Genomic DNA, 21,873 nt, shown 5'->3' with positions numbered 1-21,873 from the left:
ATACAGCATTGAGAGGGTAGTGATGAGAACATTACAGGTAGCCGCATCGATAGGATTTATCATGATGTTAGGTGTAGGCGTATCGGCGCTCGCGGGGACAGATATGCCCAAGCCTAAAGTTGATGGTGCAAGTAACCATATTAAAACGTTAGTGTTAGGCTCCGGTTGTTTCTGGGGTCCCGAAAAACGCTACGAGAAAATGACGGGCGTGATAGATGCTGAGTCTGGCTATGCCGACGGTAAAGGGTTTAAGCCAAGTTATAGAGAAATTATTAAATCGAGCCGACGCTTTGATGAAGACAACTATGCGGAAGTGGTAAAGGTAACTTACAACGCAAATCTTATCACCACCGATGCGCTGCTAAAGTACTACTTTGAAAGTCATGATCCAACCCAAAAAAACCGTCAGGGTAATGACGTTGGAACGCAGTATCGCTCGATCATTCTATACACAGATGAGCAGCAAAGTGACAAGGCCCACACATTAAAAGCGCAGTATCAACATTTATTATCTGAGCAAGGCTATGGCGACATTCAAACCAAGATCAAGCCACTTAGAAAATTCTATCCAGCGGAAGAGTATCATCAAAACTACTTAACCAAGAACCCTAAGGGATACTGCCCAGATCACAGCACGGGAGTGACCTTTGAAAAGGTTGCGAAAGATAAAACAGATAACACTATGCTAGCCCAAGGTAAGCATATTGTGATTGTTGATGCTAAAAGCTATTGCCCTTATTGTGAAAAGCTAAAAAAAGAGGTGTTAAACGACTATCAAGGTGATATCCCACTTCATTTTCGCTATGCAGATCAACTCGAGGGGCTAATGATAAAAACCGCGACTTGGGCGACGCCAACGATCTTATTTATTGAAAATGGTGTTGAGTCCCTTGGCTTTCAAGGTTTTATGGCGAGAGAAGAGTTTTATAAGGCACTCGGTGCTTTTAAGCTGGGTCGTTCAGAAGCTTTTGACATTGCCTTTCAAAAAGGCACAGAAAGACCATTTTGCAAGCAGTATGATATCTTTAAAAACACACCAGATGGCGTATTTATCGATAAATTAAGCGGCAAGATTCTTTTTGACACCCGAGATAGATTTAACTCAGGCACTGGGTGGCTGTCGTTTACTCACCCAGTAAAAGACAGCGTGACCTATCACAAAGATTTAAGCCACGGAATGGTAAGAACCGAAATACGCTCAAAAAGCAGTGGCATTCATTTAGGCCATGTCTTTAAAAATGAAGGGCCAAAAGGTCAAGACCGCTATTGTATCAATGCCCAAGTACTTGAGTTTAAAGCGAGAGAGGTGCTTTAGGCATTACGCCTAAAGTTACCTTTTGCTCTAGAGCCAGAGATAAATTTAAGTCGAAGTTACTTTTGTGCATTAAGAGAGCGTGTTTACTTGTTAACTTTTCAAAGTGGTACGTTGGTTATTTTCTCCTCAAATTTGATCTGCCATTTAAAATACGTAAAAGTAATTCTCATGCACTGTATACATATTCTATGTCTGTTTTGTTTGTGGTGGCTCATTTCGGTACCGACAGCTTTAGTTTAAATAAGGGAGTAAAGACAGGTTTTATTGCCTGTAAACTTATTGGGAACGAATGAGAGTATTATGTTATGGTATAACTCTTAGACAACGAAGGATTTAGTCATGCTGACCTTAGCGCCATTCACCGCAACTCATGTAGAGGCAGTGAAACGAGTACACCTTGCGGAGGAGCAAATTCAATTTGCCGGTACCGCTGAATCATTTTTAGAAGATCAAAGTGAGACCACCCATTTGCATGTCATAAAGGTGGCTGATGAAATTATCGGATATTTTAAGTTTGATATTGCATATTCGAACACATATTCGTTTTGCCCAAAAAGCGGTTTAGGTTTAAGAGCATTTGTCATAGATAGCCAGCGACAAGGTCAGGGTCTAGGGACATTAGCCGCGAGTACATTGGTCCCTTATGCGCAGGCAAGTTATCCAGAGTTTGAGTCAATATATTTAACCGTAAATTGTAGAAACCCAGCGGCGATTACCTGTTACCTAAAAGGTGGATTTGAAGACACAAATGAAAAATACCTCGGTGGTCCTGCTGGCCCTCAACATATTATGAAAGCGTCTCTGATAAAAAAGCACAGTAGTGCATTATGACGTTGTACTATTTCTTTATCATTTAGTGCTTGAAGCACCTATATTTACCAAGAAATATAGTGGCGATAACAGAGATGGCAAGGAGGAAAAAGCACCTTTGGCTGTTTTTTTAAAGGTGTTGTAACCGCTTTAGATGCTTTTTCAAAGAGGCTCCTCTTAACATCGAAATTAATTGCGAGCAGATAACTCAATTTTCCGAAGTGCGTAAAGTTGAGCTCGCCATTGTCGTATCTGTCACCAACAAGCTTTGCAGAAGCGCGGCCGGATTTAAAACCATAAACTTGCGATTTGGCTCTTATCTCGCTTGGTGATCTTGGACTTAACTTAATAGCAATTGTGCTTTACACGCCTCGTAGTGATCTCATGATAGGTTGAACATGCCGTTGACAAGCAGATCATAGCGCTAATTTGAGAGAGTGTATCAATTTTGTCATTTTCCTTCCTTGACGTACTTTTTTATTCGTCGCGAACAGTACAAGATAGGCGACAAAAATTTAATTATTTGACGCGAATTACATTGCTAAAGTCATAAAATAGGCGTATACATCGCGTCGAATTCTCGCTTTCTTTTTTAGGTGTATCTGTGGACTTTTTTTGGGTGTTGTTACTCATTAGCTTGAGTGCAGTTTTCGCGCTGTGTGAAATATCATTGGCAGCGGCACGCAAAGTTAAATTACAAACCTTATTTGATCTTGGTGACGTTAGAGCCAAGAAAGTATTGTATTTGCAGGCTAATGCGCATCAGTTTTTTGCTGCGGTACAGGTGGTACTCAATGCCTTGGCAATTGTTGCGGGTATGATAGGCGAGTCGGTGTTTACTCCTTATGTATTACAACTACTAAACTGGGTTGCGAGTTTTATGTTTGCCGATGTTGCGGCTCATGCCTCGATGTTATTGCAAATATCCACAGTGGTGTCGTTTTTACTGATCACATCGTTATTTGTACTGTTCGCTGATTTATTGCCAAAGCGAATAGCTATGGTTATCCCAGAAACTATCGCGATGCGATTTATCCATCTTATGCTTGCCAGTGTATGGATTTTTAAGCCTATTATCTGGCTATTTAACGTGTTCGCTGATTGGATAATAAAGCTATTCAATTTACCAAATGAGCGTGACGAACAGGTAACGCGTGATGATATTTATGCGGTGGTTGATCAAAGTGCTGAGCAGGGGGAACTGTGCGAACACGAGTACAATATCATTGGCAATGTGCTCGACCTTAACCAGACTAATATTACCCAAGCGATGATCAATCGCGATGCAATCGTGTGGTTAGACATTCAAGAATCAGAAGAAAACCTGAGCACGTTAATTCAAGCGCACAGTTTTCAACAGTATCTGCTGTGTGACGGCTCGCTCGACAAAGTGATAGCTGCACCTGAGGCAAAGCAACTGCTTAGTAATATTTTGGCTAAAAAGCCGTTACTGGATGGTCAACAACAAGAATTCCATAAGCCGGTAATTTTACTTGATACTCTAAGCCTTTCCGATGCGCTAGATGGGCTGAAAAGTCATGAAAGCAACTGTGCGGTGGTGATCAATGAATTCTCAACTGTGGTCGGGATGGTAACGTTATCCAGCATCTTGAATTTAATTGCACTGAAAGACGACCAAGCAATAGAAGCCCAATTTAGACAAAAGGATAACACCCGATGGCTAGTGCAGGGTGATATGTCGATTAAGGACTTTCAAGCTTCGGTGATTGAGTACGAGTTTGAACCGATTGAAGCCATAGAAACCTTAGCCGGTTTTGTGATCCACAGGCTAAAGCATTTTCCTGTCGAAGGAGAGGCGTTAGAAGTTGATGGCTTTAAGTTTAAAGTAATAGAAATTCAAGGATTGGCCATTAGGCAAATTGAAGTAACCAAAGAGCCCCAACTATAAGGGGCTCAGTGTTTCTAACACCGCGTTGATTTCTTTTAGCACCAAAGCCGAGGAATCCTGCATAAAAAAGTGCCGACCAGGTATCGCTTTAGGCGTGATACCTTGTTTAAAGCAACTTTCCCAATGGTGCATATCCGTCCCTGTTGCTGCTTTATCCCGAGTACCATATAACACGGTTGCAGGCACGTCGAGTTTACAAACCGAGTCGTATTGATAGGTCTCTCCCAGCTTAAAATCCGCTTTTAACGTTGGCAGCATCAGTTGTTGCAGTTCGATATCATTGAGCAAAGCCGGTGGTAAACCGCCCATTAAATTTACCGCCGCAATGAACTTCTTATCGTCAAGAGTATGGTAGGGGGATTTTCTTATCGCATATTGCGGTGCCTTCCTTGCTGCAATAAACAGGTGTTTAACGATATTGCAACTGCTATGTTGAAGTGCTAAGGCAAGCTCATACGCAATATAAGCGCCATTGCTATGACCGTAAAAAACGCTGGGTAATGGCGTTGCTTCGCTCAAAATAGATGCTATTGCTGCGACCAAGGTATGAATATTATCAATGGCAGCTTCATGACTTCGCTCCTTTCTCCCGGGTGCTTGGAGAGCATATAAAGCGACATCTTCAGGCAGTTTTCCTGCCCAGTTTTGATAAACAGCTGCATCTGCGCCAGCAAAAGGAAAGCAAATGAGTTGTTTGCGAATGGTGTTAGGCTTATTGAGTAAGGAAAACCATTTTGAAGTAGAAAGCTGGTGGTTTATGCGCTCTTCTATTTTATGGGTAATCACGATACCTCCTTCACGGAGTAATCGGTAGCACTTATTTTGCTAGCAATGAGCCCTAAATGATTTCTAGCTAAATACAAGCTTAAAGCTGCTTGAATAAGCACAGTTATCACAGACAGATGCCATAGTAACTCTACGGAAACTCGTTGTGTAAGTACGAGCCAGATAACAGGTAAAACAAAAGTGAATAGTCTGGAAGCATTGCTTATAAGAGAGGGGAAAGTATTACCTGTAGCCTGAAATATTCCCGAGCAACTATAAACGATACCAGTGGCGATGAAGTTAAATGCAACAATCTCCAAAAAGTACTGCGTTTGATCGATGACATTTGCATCATTTGAGAAAGGAGTGGCAAGCAGGGAGCCGCAGTTTATTGCGATAACAGACATGAGCAACATAATGATTGAAACACAGCACATTACCCAAAAAAAAGCATATTTAAATCGTGCTAAGTTATTTGCACCAAAGTTTTGCCCTGCAACTGCAGGAAGCGAAAAGACAACAGCCATCATGGGTAGAGAAAGTCCTTGAATTATCTTTGAACCGATACTGAGTGCTGCTTGGACATCCGTTGTGAGATCTTTGATTGCCCAAAACGTCAGTGAAATGTAGCAAAAGGTTAGCGTTAACTCGAGCCCAACGGGTCCGCCGATAACGAGTAGTTTTTTGATGGTGGAATGATCAATTTTCCATGCTTTTAGATCTATTCTTAGATAACCATCTGCTTTTCTGAAATATAAAAGGGTAACGACAATAGCTAATATCATGGAAATTGAACTTGCAAGTCCAGCCCCCGAGATCCCCATGGAAGGGATGAAACCCCAACCAGTTATAAGTAAAGGGGATAGCAAGATATTGAGAAGGAGAGATCCGAGCTGAGCAAACATCATAGGTTTAACTATTCCTATACCTCGCATCGCTGCTCCCAAAGTAATAAATAAAAATTGCATTGCGAGACAAGGAATAAACCATTTAGTGTAAATCATAGCCGCTTCTCGAACTGCCAAGTCTGTAGTGGTATGTTGAAGGTAAAATTGGATCACAAATAGCCCAAAAGATAGCACCACCAATCCTAATATGCAGGACAATAAAATCGCTTGATTGAAGATTGAGTTTGATTCAGCTTGGTTTTTCTTGCCCACGGAGTTCGCAATTAACGTAGCGGTTCCAACGTTTAAAATCTGGCTGATCGCAAAAATAAAAAAGAGTACATTGCCAACTAAGCTGAGTGCCGTCGTTTCTGCATCACCTAGCTGAGATACAAAATAGAGGTCGGTAAACATATAAAGTGTATGGACAAGCATACCGATAGCCAGTGGCAAGGCCATTGATATGATATGTTTTGGAATTGAGCCTTGAGTTAAATCTTTCACACTATCATCCAATATCATGGGTTGTTGATGGCACTTTTTTCGGCCTATTTGCCGTGCGTTTATCAATATTGCTGTAATTTGGACGTTTGCCTTTTGAACTTATAAACCACTTAAAAGGGTGCAAAATACCAAGTCCAATGGTTGAAGGGGCAGGGAACAAATGTGGTTTAGTAACACCAATTTCCTGAGGTGAGCGCTCGGGGTGGTACTGGAAACTGTTAAAGGCTTTATCCCAAATGCTTAGTTCAGACCCGTAGTTTCCAGCTTCTTGTAAGTTGGTGCTGTGGTGAAACCGGTGCAACTCAGGGGTTGCAATAAGATGATTTAGCCATCCCATTTTGACATTGATATTGGCGTGTATGAAGTACCCTTGCAATACCGTAAATTGACCGGCAATAAATACGCTTTCGGCAGAAAAGCCTAAGAGTAGAAAGATAAGTTGAATAGTAACTGCGCTTATAATTACTTCAAATAGATGTACAACAACATTATTACTTGTTGTCACCTTGTTCGGAGTATGGTGAATACCATGAAAGCTCCACAAAGATAGGTACTTGTGTTGCAATCTATGAAGCCAATATCCCGTAAATGAACTAACGAGAATTGCTAGTAACACATTTTGTGACAGTGTTAGTGCATTTTCTTGAGGTGCCAAATAAATGGAGATGGTGCGAATGATGCCCGCGCCAATCGCGCCATAAATCATCACTAAAATGAAATAACGTCCATCTCTTTGCCATTCCTTTTTGCTTGGATGCCAGCTATGTCGAAAAGGATTTATTCTTTCCATCACAACGAAGTAAAAAATAACGAATAAAACGGTGAAAAAAGTAGTGATACCAAGTTCAAGTTTTTCTGTAATCGCAAGTAAACTAATTGCACTAACTATTAAGAAAATGATTGGGTAGCAGAGTATACTCATAGCTTGAGTGACCCTATTTTTTGTAGCTAAGTTATGCATATTGCTCATTCTCTTTTGGTTGCGTTGCAGTGTTGGCATTGCTTAAAAAGGGCGTGACTCGAAACCTTTTGCTATCTTGTAGACAAAGATATTGGGCTATATGTCTGCCGCTAGCCACGGCCTGAGCTACACCATTTGATGTTCCCCAGTGACCGGAAAAATAGAAATTATCTAAGTGAGGTAAAGTGGGCCCATGTCTGTTGATGTATTTTTCAAACTCTTCTGAGTAAGGAGAGAATGGGTCCCAACCTAATACTGTGCCATTGTAGTTTTTGGTATATCGTTCACAAGTAAGCGGTGTGACAACATCTATAAACTCAACGTTGTTCTCTAATTCCTCAAAGTGCTGAGAAAGAAATTGTAGTATCTTGGAGCCAACGTCTTTCTTGGCGACTTTATATTCTACAGAGCGTCTTCGACGGGTGTGGCTATTTCGTCCAATACTGATATGTTCGGATTGAACACTGTTTGCGTTTAAATTTTGCCATGGTTGACTGTCAGTAAGGTAAGTAATGTAGAGCACTGACTTACCTTCAGGAGCCTGCTTTGGTAATAGAGTGCTTCTAACTTGTACAGCTATTCCGCCGTGGTTAATACCTATCAACTCTGATTTCAGTTTATCGTCTATTAGATAGGTTGAATAAGGAGCATGATCAGTGTAATCCTTATTAACGGCAATAAATACGGCAACTAAGCTAGGAAAAATGATGCCCTTTGGATCGTTATGCAGTTGGCTATACATTTTATCCATTACAGGGTGAGGGTAAGCACTCTTTAATAAGTGTTGTGTTGTGTTGTAACTATCGCTTGCGCTGATCACGTAATCTGCAAAGTGTTCTTGTCCGTTGCTTAGTCGTACCCCAATAGCTTTATTGTTTTCAACCAAAATTTGGTCGACTTTCGCTTTATAGTGGATTTTTCCACCTAGTTTTTCCACTCTGCTAGCCAACTTTTTAGCCAATCCTAATGAGCCGACATCCGGAACTCCTATCGTTTTATCAGCGGCATTGGCAATATTAAAAGCGAAGGGCATAACTGGAAAGTCCCCAAGTCTGTCATAAATTATCCAGTTAAGAGATTCAGCTAAAATTGGATTATTAAAGCGTTTTGAGTAGTCTTCTATACTGATAGACATTGTGTTCATCAATGTTTTCATGTAGGGAAGCAACTTCCACATCATTTTAGCTTTTTCCCACCATGTCATGAGTCCAGTATTTTTTAGAAATGGAAAGTGGGGACTACAACCAGCTAGTTTTCTAATATAGCCGCAAAACTCTTTAATATGCTTGGTATCTTCAGGAAATTGTTCGATTAAACTTAACTCGAGCTTATCGGGATCTGCGTGGAAAGTAACTTTTTGTCCATCTGGAAAAATTACGGTGTTGAATGTTTTAATATGGTAGATTGAAACGTCATCGAGGCAACCAAGTTCATTCCAAATTAATGACATCTCATCTTTGTAACCTGTACCTTTTAACCAACTCAAGCACCAATCAAAAGTAAAGTCCTTTCGCTGCCAAGAAGTACAGCATCCTCCGGGAGTTTCATGTAGCTCAAATATTGTCGTTTCGTAACCATTCATCTGGCTGTATGCTGCGGTGCTTAGACCTGACATGCCAGCTCCGATAATAATGACTGATTTTGTATTTGTTGACATTGTTATTCCTTGTCATATTCGGCGTGCATGTAATACAGCTAAGCATCGCCGAATAGTTATCTTGATGGCCTTAAGCTGTTTCGCAGGTAAGTTCTTGAAGCACGGCGGCAATCTCTTGGCACCAGTCGTTGATGCGCTGCTCGGTGAGTTCTGGTTGGTTATCATCATCAAGCGACAAGCCGAGAAACTCACTGCCGTCTTCATTTAGCCCTTTCGACTTGGTGAAGTGGTAACCTGAATTTGGCCAGTAACCAATTGCTGTGGCGCCTTGTTCGGTTAGTTTATCGTGTAAGATGCCGATACCGTCTTGAAACCACTCGTCATAACCAACTTGATCGCCCTGACCGAAGATAGCCACGATTTTTCCGCTGAAATCCTGTTGTGCTAGGCTCTCCCAACGTGATTCCCAATCATCCTGTAAACCACCGTATTCCCACGTTGAAATCCCAAAAATCAAAAATTCATAGTTCTCGGTTAAGGTTAATTCGGTGTCTGCTATATCAAAGAGGTCGATGGTAAACTGGTTTAGGTTTGCTTTTATTAATTCTGCTGCGGCTTCAGTGTTACCTGTTGTGCTGCCATAAAATAGGCCAATACGAGTACTCATAATATTTCCTTTTAATTCTCTTGGTTAAGCAACATGCTGCTTTTGTTCGCTATAAGATTGAGGTTGGTGTAGTGGGTTTTCACCGATCCAAGCCTGAAACGGCTTGTCATCATCACGGCATACAAAGTGCAGAACATGTCTGCCTGTAGCTGCAGCGCGGATCAACCCGCCGGTTGTCACCCAGTGACCAGCCATATAAAAGTTGCTAAGGCCTGGCAGTCCCGTTGTCCCGTTGGCATTTATTTCGTCTTCTAAACTTTCACCACTTTCCAAAAATGGCTGCCACGCCAATACCGTTCCTTTGCTGTTGCGGGTATAGCGAACTTGAGTCAAAGGGGTTGCGATGTCGATATATTCGATATGTTCTTTTAGTCCCTCAAAATGAGTGGAGAGCTTATCGATTATAAATTCACCTAAGGTCTTTTTAGCGAGGCGATATTGAACGCTACGCTTGACCCTAGTGTGATGGCGTTTAGTCGCCGTTGTTTCTTGGAAATTATTTAATTCAGCCCATGGCTCATAGGTTGAGAAGTAAGTGATATAAAGCACGGATTTGCCTTCTGGGGCGATATGCGGGTAGTGTACATTGCGCACCTGCACATTGACCCCCGGGTGCGTCATACCTGGGCAGTGGACAAGATCTTGTTGGTCTAACAAGTGGGTGCGGCAATGGGGGTGATGGGTATAGTCCTTGTTTACCCCTAAAAACACAGAGACGTATCCTGGGAACATTTGACCATCGGTCTCCCTTAACTCGTCGTATAGCTTGTCTAACACTGGGCTGGAATACTGGCCATCAAGCATGTTTTTTACCACATCCGTACCGTCACATGCTGAGATCACGATATCGGCATACATTTTTTGGCCGTCGCTGAGTTCAACACCGATGGCTTTGTTGTCTTCGACCAAGATCTTGTGTACTCGGGTGTTGTATATGATGTCACCCCCCAACTTTTTATATCTTGCTTCCATCGATTGCGCGAGACCTAACGAGCCACCCTCGGGCACACCTGCATTTTTTTTCGCTGCGCAGGCCAGATTAAAATAGAAAGGTAATAGCGGGAAACTGGGATGTTGCTCATAAAAGATAACGTTAAATGCCTTTTGCAGCAGCGGATGTGAAAACTTAGCGGCAAAGTCCGACATCAATGTCGCCATAGATTTGCGGATTAAATTAAATTTTTTGATGAACGGCCACATCATCTTTAGCTTTTGCCAGCGTGACATAATGCCCACTGGCACAAGAAAAGGATAAGCGTCTATCATTTTGACGAATTCACGAATGCCATCGCAAAATTGTTTGATGAGTTTCTTGTCTGCGGGAGAAATGCTTAAAAGGTGGGCTTCGAGTTTATCTGGATCTGCGTAGAAATGTACTTCTCCTAATTCCTCATCAATAACTGAATTGAAGATTTCAAAGTCTCTAATTTCTTTATCATCCAGCGCACCTAACTCTTGCCAGATTTGATTCATGCCGTTGCCTGAGCCACTACCCAGTAGCCAGCTAATACACCAATCAAAAATATAATCTCTACGTTCCCACGATGTGCAGCAGCCGCCGGGAATATCGTGCAGTTCTAAGATCACGCTCTTGTAGCCGTTCATTTGTGCATAGCTACCGGTTGAGAGTCCACCCATACCGGCACCTATGATGATCATAGATTGTCTTTGTGTGGTCATAATTCTGTCCTTAAAGTCGTTAGAAAGCCCCAAAGCGATGGCTTTGGGGCGAGCTGTTACTCCACGTTTGTTGCTATTACCGCTCGGCTTTGGGTATCCTGTAGAATACTTTGCATAATTGCGCCGTTGCCTGCCTGCATCATATCGGGCATCAACATTTCCTCATGTTTACCAACTCCCTGATAGGTAATGACTTCGGCGTCTGATGCTGCATCCCAACTGGTTAGACGAGCAGCTTCTGCATGTGCATTTTGCTCGACGATAAAGTGCAGTTTTGCGTGAACCTGACCTAAGTTTTTCACTTCATAACACCAATCGATATAGTCTCTCGCTTGTGCCAGTGTATGCTCGTGTACCGTATTTGAGCCGGTGTGGCGGGCGAAATGTGCTTTTAACTCTTGCTCAAAGTGCGCGAAGTCTTGCTCCCGCATTTTGACTGTTTCGGTGATCCTGAATGAGTCTAAGATCACCACATCCCCGACACGTTGACCTCGGCTTTCCAGTTCCTTAGCAATCTCAAAGGCTAAATTACCACCAAGGGAGTATCCAAATAGGGTATAGGGGCCATGAGGTTGAATTTGCATAATTTGGTCGGCATAGTCGCTAACCTTAGTGTCACTTTCGAGGTAGTTAAAAGAGATCACTTCAGTGTTAGGCAATGCGTCGGCAAATGCCTTGTAAACGATGCTGTAACCACCCGCTGGTGGTAGCGCAAATAAACGAGTAGATTGACCCGCATTGAAGATAAGGTAAGGGGACGCGCCCGTTTCTTTTCCTGTTACTACATCTTCAATTGCACTCGCCATGCCATGTAAGGTTGTAAATCTAAATAGCTGATTAACTTCCATTTTGATGCTGAAGGCTGATTGGATCCTGACCATTAGCTCAATCAAATATAAAGAGTTACCGCCAAGGGCAAAAAAATCATCATGAAGACTAATGGATTTTTGCCCTAGCATATTGGACCAAATCTCAGCGAGCTGCTGCTCAAATAAGGTGGCAGGCGCTACGAATGCTCTTACCAACTCGGCGAGTTCAACCTGTGGTAATGCCGCTGCATCGATTTTACCGTTACTCAGTAATGGAAATTGATCAATAGCAACCAGCTTACTAGGTACCATATAGCTTGGTAGCTGGTTCTCTAACTGCTCGAGGACAAACTCAGTACCGACCGCAAGATCCGACTCAAAGTAGGCAATTAATTGGGTTTGCCCGTGTACTTCTATCCCTTTTACATAGCTTCGCTTAATTCCTGGGATCTGGTTGATGCTAGACTCAATTTCTCCAAGCTCAACGCGGTGACCTCGTATTTTTACTTGGTTGTCGATACGTTGCAGAATATGTAGGTTGCCGTGTTTGTCCCACTTACCTAAATCACCTGTTTTATATACCCGTAGGGTGCTATTTTCTGACACGGGAAGTTGGATAAATTGGCTGGCATTTTTCTCTGGATTATTGAGATAGCCAAGACTTATGCCTTGCCCCGCAATTGCAATTTCGCCGACTGCGTTACTGGATACTAATTGGTTTTGCTTATCGAGCAAGATAAGTTGCGTTGCATTGAAAGGCTTGCCGATAGGCACAGTCGCGCTGGTTTCCAGGTACTGTTCTGATTCCTCAAAGAAGCTACTGTCTATGGTTGCTTCAGATGTGCCGTAGGAGCTAAATAGTCGAGCATCTTCTTGTAGCAATCCTTTGAGTGCGCGGTATTCAGCGATTTGCCATTGCTCAGAGCCAACAATCACTCTACGTAAGCTGGTGAATCCAACCTGACTTTGCTTTGCGAATAAGATGAGATTACGAACCACAGAGGGCACAAACTCAACCGTATCAATCTGCTGTGTCTCAATGAGGTCATACAACACCGGCATGTTCAGCATCATATTTTTAGGACACAACACTAAGTGCTTCGCATTGTAAAATGCGCGCGCGAGATCGCCACAAAACACATCAAAGGTTGGGCTGGCCAATTGTAAATGATGAGAGGTGGGTGCTAAATCAAATTGGGCTAACCAGTCCACAGCGATCGTAGCCCAGTTTTGATGGCTGACCTGGACAGCTTTTGGCGTACCCGTAGAGCCAGAAGTAAAGACAATATACGCGATGTCATTTGGCTGATGATTTAACGCCAAATTGTGCTCGCTGATTTCATCTCGTTGGCTTTGGAAGCTTTCCCAAAGTAGTGTAGGGTGATCTGATGTTAGCGCTTCTTCGCAAAGTAGTAACGCGCAGCGACTTTGCTCAAGCAACAGTTGCTTGCGTTCATTGGGTTGCTGCGGGTCAATTACCACAAAATGATGACCTGCCTTTAACGTAGCGATACAAGCAACAACTAATGCGATAGATTTTTCAAAATGTAAGGCAATCGTTTGACTAGGTTGGTTATCTAGCTGCGAATTAATTAGTCGCGCCAACTGATTTGCCTGACCGTTCAGTTCGCAATAGCTCAAAGTAGCAGCCAGTTCTCCGGCATTTGTTGCACAGGCAATGCTGAGGGCAGGAAGCTCAGGACTATGTTGCGCCGCATTTTCTATTTGGCTGACCAAAGTCGGTAATACAGGTGCGTTTTGTTGACTTTCAGCAAATGTCGCCAAGGCATCTATTGCGTCTGGACTTGTTAAGGCAAGCTCCGAAAGTGGCCGATTTGGACTATCAACGACCATTCGCGTCAGTGCGATATAGTCCCGAGCCAGCTGCGCTATCGTTTCGGTTTCGAATAGATCGGTATTATATTTTAATGTGCCTTTGAACACGCCATTTTCTTCATAGGTCGAAAGCGTAATGTCAAATTGACCTTCTTCTTCAGGCAGTTCCATGAATTGCATAGGAAAGCCCTTATAGTACGCGACATTATTTTCATCCATATGCGATTGCTCAACGCGGTGATTGAGCATTACAAACATGACCTGAAATACCGTAGAGCGGCTGGCATCATGTTCAATACCAAGCTTATCCACTAACAGCGCAAACGGATATTCTTGGTGATCTAGTGCGTTGAGGGTAATGTCTTTCACCTGCGCTAAAAGCGAAGTAAAGTGCGTTTCAGGATCAAACCTTGCGCATAGCGGTAGGGGATTCACAAAGTAACCATAGACGTTTGAAAACTCTGGATTTGTACGACCGGCCACGGGACTGCCAATAATGATCTCATCCTGCTGAGTATATTTATGCATGACTGCGTAATAGATGCTAAGCAACGCCATGAACATGGTGGACCCTTGTGCCTTTGCAAGGGTATTCAATGAAGACGTGAGGGCTTTATCCAACTCAAAATGATATGAATCACCAACGTTGGTAAGTACCGCAGGTCTAGGTTTGTCGGTTGCAAGGTCTAATACGGGGATCTCAGCAGGTAAGTGATTCTGCCAAAACTTATAGTTTGCCGCGCCGCGTGGAGAATGAACAAAGCGTGTTTCCCAATCGACAAATTTTTCATAGCTTGACGTTATCTCGCTGAGTGCTAACGGTTCACTTTTTGCAAAATGCGCATACAGTGACTGCATTTCATCGATAAACATGTAATTTGACCATGCATCTGAGATGATGTGATAAATCGTCACTGCAAAGTAGTAGCTTTGATCATTCTGCTTATACAAATACAGTCTAAACAGCGGGTCGTGCTCAAGGTCGAAAGGTTGTTCATTGTCTGCAATCATCATAGGTTGAATATCTTCCCAAGACTTACCATGTACATCAATGACTTGCAGTGCATCCTCGCGATGAGTCCAGACTCTTTGATAGGGTTCGCCATCTTTAAAGAAGAAGTTTGTTCTTAACATTGGGTGGCGAGCAACTACTGCACTAAGGGCTTTTTTCAGCGCGTCGATATTCAGGGCACTAGGAATGTGCATCGCGCCGCCGATATTGTAGGAAGCGCTACTTGGGTTGAGTTGGTTGATAAACCAAATCGCTTTTTGTCCATAGGAAAGTGGGAATTCAGCTTCCACATTGGCATCAGATACGATAATAGAGTTAACCTTGGTCTCGGAAACCGGCTGAACCTGCGATGTTTCTGTGGTTATGACTTCAAAGCCAAGCGACTCAACGAGTTTGTCATTAAGCTCTATACTTAATTCGTTGATAGATGCACCACTTAGAAGGCGTACAATCGTTAGGGTTTCACCAAAATGGGTGGTGATCTTATTTCTCAGCTCTGTTGCCATAATAGAGTCAATACCGAGATTACCGAGCGATAGATCTAATTCCACTTGCTCTCGTTTACAGCGTAATACTTGGCTGACAGCATTAGCGAGATGATCGGCAACAAGCGGTAACCGAAGCGCGCTGTCTGTTTGCTGGTATAAAGGAGCAAACTCTTGCTCTTGGTGGCTTTGCTTGTCGTTTTCTTGGGTAGCCAAGTGACTAAATAAACTCGGCTTTCCTGCATACCAATTGGTTACTTTGGACCAATCGGCGTCACACACTAAGAGTTGAGGTTGATCTTGGTCTAGAATACGTTCAAGCACAGCCATCCCCGCACTTGGTGAGATGCAGTTCATGCCCCTTTGGTTCTTGTAATGTTCGGCGAGACCCAACTCTTCAATCATACCAATAGCCCAAGGACCCCAGTTGATACTCAGCGCCGGAAGACCCTGATTGCGACGGTAGTGGGCGAGGGCATCTAAGAAAGCATTGCCAGAAGCATAGTTTGTTTGTCCTGCGGTAGTGACTTGAGCCGCGACAGAGGAGAAGAGTACAAAATGTTCGAGGTCAACTTTACTGAGTGCTTTGTGAAGCATCAACGCACCAATCGCTTTGGTGTCAAACACACCGTCAAATGCTCTGGTATCCATATTGCCAAGTAAGGTGTCATTGACGATACCAGCACAGAAAAATAATCCGTTGATCGGTGCTTGTGCACTTAGATGATAAGACTCAAGGGCCGCGTGAAGTTCACGCTCTCGAGTTAAGTCTGTCTGCCATAACGAGACATTAACGCCCTGATCCTCAAGGTGTTGAATAAACCGAACGCGATCATAGTTACGGTCGCTTGAGGTAAGTTCTGACCAACTCTTACGCTCAGGTAATTGACTCCTACCAAGCAAAATGAGGTTTCGTGCACCTCTATCGACGAGTAGCTGACAAACTAACTGACCGATTGAACCAAATGCACCCGTGATCAATTGTGCTTTATGGCTTTGCACGCGAGTTGGGAAGGCGGGTTGAAGTGACGTTGCCTGCTCTAAACGAGCAACATAGGCCTGATTTTCCCTAAAAGCAACTTCCCCTTCTTGGCGGTCACTTAATAATCTAACTGTGATATGTTCGGCATCATTTTGGCCATCAACATCGATGAGGCCACCCCAATTATCAACCAGTTCTTGCTGTGCGAGCACTCGGCTAAATCCAGTTAACGAAGCGGACATCACCGCGGTAAGTTGCTCGCTATTAACGAGGCTGGCGTTGCGTGTTACCACGTAAAGCGGGAATTTACAGCCTTGTTCAATTACGGTTTTGGCTAGATTTAACAATGAATGTAGCGACTGACGTTTTTCTCTTTGCAGTTGAGCAAGGGTCAGTGATTCTATCGCGCTGTTATCTAGACTAAAGCAATGCACAACGCCACGAATTTCTTGTTTGCCCAAAGTCTCGATAAGTTGTGACAGGTGATCCCGTGAATCGGGAACTAGCCATGCATGACAATGGTCGCTGTCGATATCAAAGTATTCACCAGATTTAACGATACAGCTAGAGTGGCCAAGCTTTACTAAACGTTCGGCTACCTGTTCGGCTGTTCCTGATTGATCTGCGAGGAGCACCCAACGACCCGATGTGTCGGTTTCTTGTATTTCCTGCTCGGGCTCTGCAAGCCAATTAACTTGGTAAAGCCAGCTATCTATGGTTCTGGTGGTGATCCCACTTGCAGCGGAGTCAACGCTTTGTGCAATAAAGTTTTTGATAACACCAAAGACTTGACCAGACTCATCACAGAGGTATAAATCACCGACCGTTTTTTCGTCGTCACGATGAGTGATTTGGGTATAACACCAAAAATCAGTATTGTTCTGCCCGCAAAGCAGGATCTGCTCTAGCATCACTGGTAAGCGGATAGAGAATTGCTGAGCATTAGCACTTGCAAGCTCTGTAAATACTAACGTCTGGAAGCACGCATCTAGTAGACTTGGGTGTAGGGTAAATTGTGTTGTTCGCTCAAGTTGAGTAGGCCAAGAGATTTTGGCAAGCACGCCGTTGTCTGTTGCCCAGATCTGTTCAATGGCTCTAAAACATGGACCATATTCGTAACCAAACTCTTTTAGGTGTGCATAAAACTCATCGTGCTGCTGCGCGCTGGTAGCGGCACTACGAATAGCATTGAGATCAATAGGCTCAGCAAGGTTGGCGCTTTGTACTCGGCGGATTGTCCCTTGAACATGGCGGGTCGTTTTACCATCTTCAAGGCTTACCACTTTAAAATTCGGTTCATCATGGTGCAAAATGAATTGCACATTGGGAGCGTGTTCATTATTCAAAAATAACGCTTTATCGATGACAAAGTGGTCGAGTGCATAGCTGCCATTGCCCCAAGTCTCTTTGGCTGCAGCATACGCCATTTCAATAAAGCCAGCAGCGGGGAAGAGGGTATTGCCTTGGATTTGGTGACAGCTTAAAAAACTATCGCGATTTGTGTCGGTTACCGCGTTCCAAACATGTTCAGCTTCACTGCGTTTACGGCCCAAGAAAGCATGGTTACTTTGCCCTAAACGCACTTGATTAAAGTACTCAGGCTCGGTCCAAAAGCGTTCTTGCAAGAACGGGTAAGTTGGCAACGTAATGAACTTACCTCGACCATTTATGGCTGACCAATTTAATTCAAAGCCTAAACCAAACAGTTGAGCTACGGCGTGGTAATAGGTGTGTTGCTCGTCGGATTTACGGCGCATACTCGAGACGACAACGCTTGAGCAACTTTGTTCTTCTGCGGTTTCGGCAATAGATGCGCCAAGCACAGGGTGTGGACCTAGTTCCAAAAATGCTTGGTAACCTTGTTGTAATATTGCACGGGTGGCATCAACAAAACGCACGGCTTGGCGGACGTTGAGCCACCAGTAGTTAGCATCAAGCTCAGGCCCCTCTGCAAGTGTTCCTGTTACCGTTGAATACAATGGAGTATGTGCGGTGTTAGCTTGAATACCAGCTAAACACTCGAGCAATTCGGTCTTAATCGGTTCCATAAACTGGCTGTGATAGGGCACTTCAACGCGGAGAAACTTGCAAAACACACCAGCTTCGCTCAGTTGTGTTTCGATACTGTGTAACGCATTTTCTTCACCAGCTAGGGTGACAGAGTTTGGACTGTTTACTGCTGCAATTTCAACTTGGTCGTTGAGATATGGCGTGACATCACTGTCAGAGAGTCCTACCGCCATCATTTTACCTGTGTTGCGGCATTGATGTTGTAAACGGCTACGATGGACTACGATGGTGCAAGCATCTTTTAATGAGTAGACCCCGGCTTCATAAAATGCTGCTGCTTCACCAGTACTGTGGCCAACAATGACATCAGGTGAAATGCCGTGTTGACGCCACATTGCTGCAAGTGCAACTTGCACGGCAAAGTTTGCCGTTTGAGCGAGCCAAGTATATTGCATGTTTGACGCTGATTCATCGGCAAGCATTTCATCAGCCAATGACCAATTTGTAAGTGTTGACATATAGCTATCACACTCATCGATCATCGCTTTAAAAGTTGGCTCTGATTGGTACAGCTCACGGCCCATTGCCCACCATTGTGGCCCCATGCCGGTGAAGACCCATACGAGTTTTTGCTCATCTTTTTTCAGCGTGCGCAATGTACTGGCCGCAGCAAATTCAGCATCATGAGTTAGTGTTTGCAGTTGTTGTTGCAGATCCTCCGCATTTTTGAAACAAATTGCATGACGATATTGGTGATGTTCACGGCGCTCACCCAGTGTGTAGATAATATCACTGAGAGATGCATCGCTGTCTTGCAAAAATTCATTATGCGCTTTGGCAAAGCGATGGATCCCGTGTTGATCTCTTGCACTCAATGGATAAAGTTTTAGGCCATTCTCATTTGCTGGAGGTATTGATGGTACTTCTGGCGCAACAAATTCTTGAATAACCGCGTGGGAATTGGTTCCACCGAAACCAAAGGAGTTTACCCCCGCAACGGCTAAACCTTGATGCTTAGGCCAAGGTGTAAGTTTAGTGGGGATCTCATACGGCGCATTGGCGTAATCAATCTTAGGATTAATTGATTTTAAGTGTAAATGCGGTGGGATCTGTTTGTTTTGAATGGCTTTGACCGCCTTGAACAAACCAGCCATGCCTGCGGCTGCCTCGGTATGGCCAATATTGGTTTTTACTGAGCCAATGTAGCATTTATCGTCTTGATTACGGTTGATCCCAAGGAGTGTTCCAACTGACTTTGCTTCAATTGGGTCGCCAACAGGCGTGCCTGTGCCGTGCATTTCAATGTACTGCACTTTACCGGGGTCAATATTCGCTTTGGCATAGGTTTCTTTCATCAAGCGCAATTGGGCATCGCCGTTTGGCACCGTGATCCCTTGTGTTTTACCGTCTTGGTTTACACCGGTGGCTAAGATCACCGCATGAATTGGGTCGCCATCCTTAATCGCATCATCTAAGCGCTTGAGCACAACGACGCCAGCGCCTTCAGCGCGGACATAACCGTTTGCGGAGTCGTCAAAAGCATGAGAAAAACCAGTCGGAGATAAGAAACCGCCTTTAGACTCGGATACTGTATATTGTGGTGCCAAATGTAATAGCACACCACCTGCGAGTGCCATATTACTTGCCCCGGTCTGTAGGCTTTTACAGGCCATATCTAATGCGACAATAGAGGAGCTACAAGCAGTATCGATGGACATGCTGGGGCCATTAAAGTCAAAAGTATGAGAGATGCGATTAGAAAGCATCGTCATCATAACACCCGTCGCAGTGTGAGCATCAATGTTGTCAAAATCTGGGTTAGTGAATTGCATGATTTTATAGTCAAGCGTAAACCCACCCATAAAAACACCGACCGACTCTCCTGCGAGTTCAGATGGCTTTTGCCCACCATCTTCCAACGCTTCCCAAGTTACCTCCAGCAATTTACGTTGTTGAGGGTCCATAAACTCGGCTTCACGAGGCGTGATCCCAAAAAATGCTGGATCAAACTTATCGATACCATCGATATAGCCACCCCATTTTGAGCTCAACTTGCCTTTATTCGCTTTTACAGACGAATAATGAGTATCGATATTCCATCTCGATTCTGGGGTTTCTATGATGCAATCGACACCATGTTTAATATTTTCCCAAAACAATTCAGGACTATTCGCGTGACCTGGGAAACGACAACCCATGCCAATAATTGCTATCGGTAGCGTGTCGTTTGCGGGGCGAACAGAGCGTTCATTTTCGATTGCCATAATGCATTCCTTGAAGTTATCTATTTTCTGTTAATTAGCGAAGTTGCTGCAGTTCATCTTGAGTGGTTGAGTGAACATGAAGCGTAGGGTAGAGCAGGCGTTTATAGATGCCGTAGTAAAGTTGTTGAAGCTGGATTAAGTCGGATGTTGTTGTGTGCTCATCTATTTGATGAATGGTTTTGTTCACCAATCCAAGTTCTAATACTGAGGTTGATATTTCAGCAATAAAGCGACCATCCGACGTTCCCCCTGCGGTCGATAGTTTTGGTGTGAAATGGCATTGGCTGTTGATTTCATCGCAGACGATAGCGAGGGATGGAGAAGGGATCTCATCATTATTTACGCAGTAATAGGGTTTACAGGAGTTATTGGTCGTTAATGCATAATTGAGTGTATGTTTTTCGATGGTTTCTCTGACCAGCTGGACCAATTCATATTCGTTGTATGCGGGTGTATAACGGATATTAAAATTTAGCTGACATTGGCTTGGAATGATGTTGTCAACAAAATCGCCAGAATTTACATGAGTGAATTGTAGTGTGGTCGAGTCAAAGTTATCACAGTGCTTAGGCCAATCTACTGACAATAATGTTTGCATAATATTTTGTGCTAGATGGATGGCATTGGTCGCTTTTTGAGGGTAAGCCACATGTCCACTTTTACCATGTAAATTAATGGTAAAAGACAAAGCACCACGGCGACCGACTTTCAGTGTATCTGCTACTTGCGCTTCAGAGCTTGGCTCTCCGACCAAGGTAAAATCAAATGTGATACGCTGCTGTTTTAAAAACTGAGTGATCCGCTTGGTTCCGTGTTCCGCTTCGCCTTCCTCGTCGCTAGTGAGTAGCAACCAAAGCTCTTTTTCCGGTATTCCAAATTCTGTCACTAGAGCCTCAATTGCACAGAAAAAGGCGGCAATAGCGCCTTTCATATCAACAATACCTCTAGCGAAGAGGCAGCCATTGTGTTCTGTCAGCTTAAAAGGGTTAAACTGCCAATCTTGTGCACTTCCGGCCGGTACTACATCGGTATGACCAAGAAAAGCAAACCTAGCATCGCTGTTGTTACCTATGCTTGCGACTAAGTTACTTACATCACGAACGGGTAAGTGTTTGATTGAAAAGCCCAAAGCTCGTAACTCTTGTGCTAACCACAGTTGACAACCAACGTCATCTGGTGTGATCGACTTAAATGCGACTAACTGCCTTGCGATGTCAACAACGCGGTGGCTGGTATGTTTATCCTCATCAATACCTTGAAGCTCGTCATGAAGAGCTTCGATATCCTCTAGTGCTTCAGAGACAAGTTCAAAGCAAGTGCTTGAAGAAAAGTCATTCATCTCAAAAAACCTTAATGCAGAAGTATGATAAATAGACAATT

General features: G+C 43.6%; 11 protein-coding genes. 3 read left to right on the top strand and 8 right to left on the bottom strand.

Translation table 11 applies throughout. The annotated features are described in order from the left end of the window. Nucleotides 1-22: 22 nt before the first annotated feature. The 3 genes from msrA to QSH61_RS10080 all read left to right on the top strand — a co-directional run bounded on the left by msrA (nucleotide 23) and on the right by QSH61_RS10080 (nucleotide 4,034). The gene (gene msrA, locus QSH61_RS10090) at nucleotides 23-1,315 is read left to right on the top strand and encodes a peptide-methionine (S)-S-oxide reductase MsrA (RefSeq protein WP_502935072.1); all 1,293 of its coding nucleotides are present in this window, start codon (nucleotides 23-25) and stop codon (nucleotides 1,313-1,315) included. Nucleotides 1,316-1,654: 339 nt separating this feature from the next. After that, entirely contained in the window at nucleotides 1,655-2,146 is a 492-nt protein-coding gene (locus QSH61_RS10085) for a GNAT family N-acetyltransferase (RefSeq protein WP_010604901.1), read from the top strand. A 583-nt stretch (nucleotides 2,147-2,729) separates the two neighbouring features. Further along, nucleotides 2,730-4,034, top strand: a complete 1,305-nt coding sequence (locus tag QSH61_RS10080; RefSeq protein ID WP_069022505.1) for a hemolysin family protein — start codon at nucleotides 2,730-2,732, stop codon at nucleotides 4,032-4,034. Here the strand turns inward: QSH61_RS10080 and QSH61_RS10075 are convergent. The 8 genes from QSH61_RS10075 to dapE form a co-directional block, all read right to left on the bottom strand. Further along, entirely contained in the window at nucleotides 4,029-4,820 is a 792-nt protein-coding gene (locus tag QSH61_RS10075; protein WP_206473161.1) for a thioesterase II family protein, read from the bottom strand. The genes QSH61_RS10080 and QSH61_RS10075 overlap by 6 nt on opposite strands. Beyond that, nucleotides 4,817-6,190 carry an MATE family efflux transporter gene (locus QSH61_RS10070; protein ID WP_286121789.1) on the bottom strand — a complete coding sequence of 458 codons (1,374 nt, stop codon included), beginning with the start codon at nucleotides 6,188-6,190 and terminating at the stop codon, nucleotides 4,817-4,819. Before QSH61_RS10070 ends, QSH61_RS10075 begins: the two co-directional genes overlap by 4 nt. Before the next feature lie 4 nt (nucleotides 6,191-6,194). Next, nucleotides 6,195-7,151: a sterol desaturase family protein gene (locus QSH61_RS10065; protein WP_206473163.1), complete on the bottom strand. Its 957-nt coding sequence runs from the start codon at nucleotides 7,149-7,151 to the stop codon at nucleotides 6,195-6,197. Beyond that, nucleotides 7,144-8,808 carry a phytoene desaturase family protein gene (locus tag QSH61_RS10060; RefSeq protein ID WP_206473165.1) on the bottom strand — a complete coding sequence of 555 codons (1,665 nt, stop codon included), beginning with the start codon at nucleotides 8,806-8,808 and terminating at the stop codon, nucleotides 7,144-7,146. The genes QSH61_RS10065 and QSH61_RS10060 overlap by 8 nt, the downstream gene beginning before the upstream one ends. 70 nt (nucleotides 8,809-8,878) lie before the next feature. Beyond that, the gene (fldB, locus tag QSH61_RS10055) at nucleotides 8,879-9,415 is read right to left on the bottom strand and encodes a flavodoxin FldB (protein WP_039497742.1); all 537 of its coding nucleotides are present in this window, start codon (nucleotides 9,413-9,415) and stop codon (nucleotides 8,879-8,881) included. 24 nt (nucleotides 9,416-9,439) lie between these two features. Beyond that, nucleotides 9,440-11,095: a phytoene desaturase family protein gene (locus tag QSH61_RS10050; protein WP_206473167.1), complete on the bottom strand. Its 1,656-nt coding sequence runs from the start codon at nucleotides 11,093-11,095 to the stop codon at nucleotides 9,440-9,442. Nucleotides 11,096-11,151: 56 nt separating this feature from the next. Further along, nucleotides 11,152-20,493 (bottom strand): hybrid non-ribosomal peptide synthetase/type I polyketide synthase, encoded by a 9,342-nt coding sequence (locus tag QSH61_RS10045; protein ID WP_206473168.1) that lies wholly within the window; start codon nucleotides 20,491-20,493, stop codon nucleotides 11,152-11,154. A gap of 34 nt (nucleotides 20,494-20,527) precedes the next feature. Then, complete coding sequence (dapE, locus tag QSH61_RS10040; protein ID WP_206473177.1) at nucleotides 20,528-21,832, bottom strand: succinyl-diaminopimelate desuccinylase; 1,305 nt, start codon at nucleotides 21,830-21,832, stop codon at nucleotides 20,528-20,530. Between the last annotated feature and the right edge of the window lie 41 nt (nucleotides 21,833-21,873).

It is taken from the genome of Pseudoalteromonas sp. JC3, assembly GCF_030291895.1.
Lineage (GTDB): Bacteria > Pseudomonadota > Gammaproteobacteria > Enterobacterales > Alteromonadaceae > Pseudoalteromonas.
Note: the sequence above shows the minus strand (reverse complement) of the source record. Positions and strands in the feature narration are given on the sequence as shown.

Coding starts and splice junctions, on each gene's coding strand:
- msrA (WP_502935072.1), top strand. CDS start 23: ATGAGAACATTACAGGTAGCCGCATCGATAGGATTTATCATGATGTTA.
- QSH61_RS10085 (WP_010604901.1), top strand. CDS start 1,655: ATGCTGACCTTAGCGCCATTCACCGCAACTCATGTAGAGGCAGTGAAA.
- QSH61_RS10065 (WP_206473163.1), bottom strand. CDS start 7,151: ATGCATAACTTAGCTACAAAAAATAGGGTCACTCAAGCTATGAGTATA.
- QSH61_RS10060 (WP_206473165.1), bottom strand. CDS start 8,808: ATGTCAACAAATACAAAATCAGTCATTATTATCGGAGCTGGCATGTCA.
- fldB (WP_039497742.1), bottom strand. CDS start 9,415: ATGAGTACTCGTATTGGCCTATTTTATGGCAGCACAACAGGTAACACT.
- QSH61_RS10050 (WP_206473167.1), bottom strand. CDS start 11,095: ATGACCACACAAAGACAATCTATGATCATCATAGGTGCCGGTATGGGT.
- QSH61_RS10045 (WP_206473168.1), bottom strand. CDS start 20,493: ATGGCAATCGAAAATGAACGCTCTGTTCGCCCCGCAAACGACACGCTA.
- dapE (WP_206473177.1), bottom strand. CDS start 21,832: ATGAATGACTTTTCTTCAAGCACTTGCTTTGAACTTGTCTCTGAAGCA.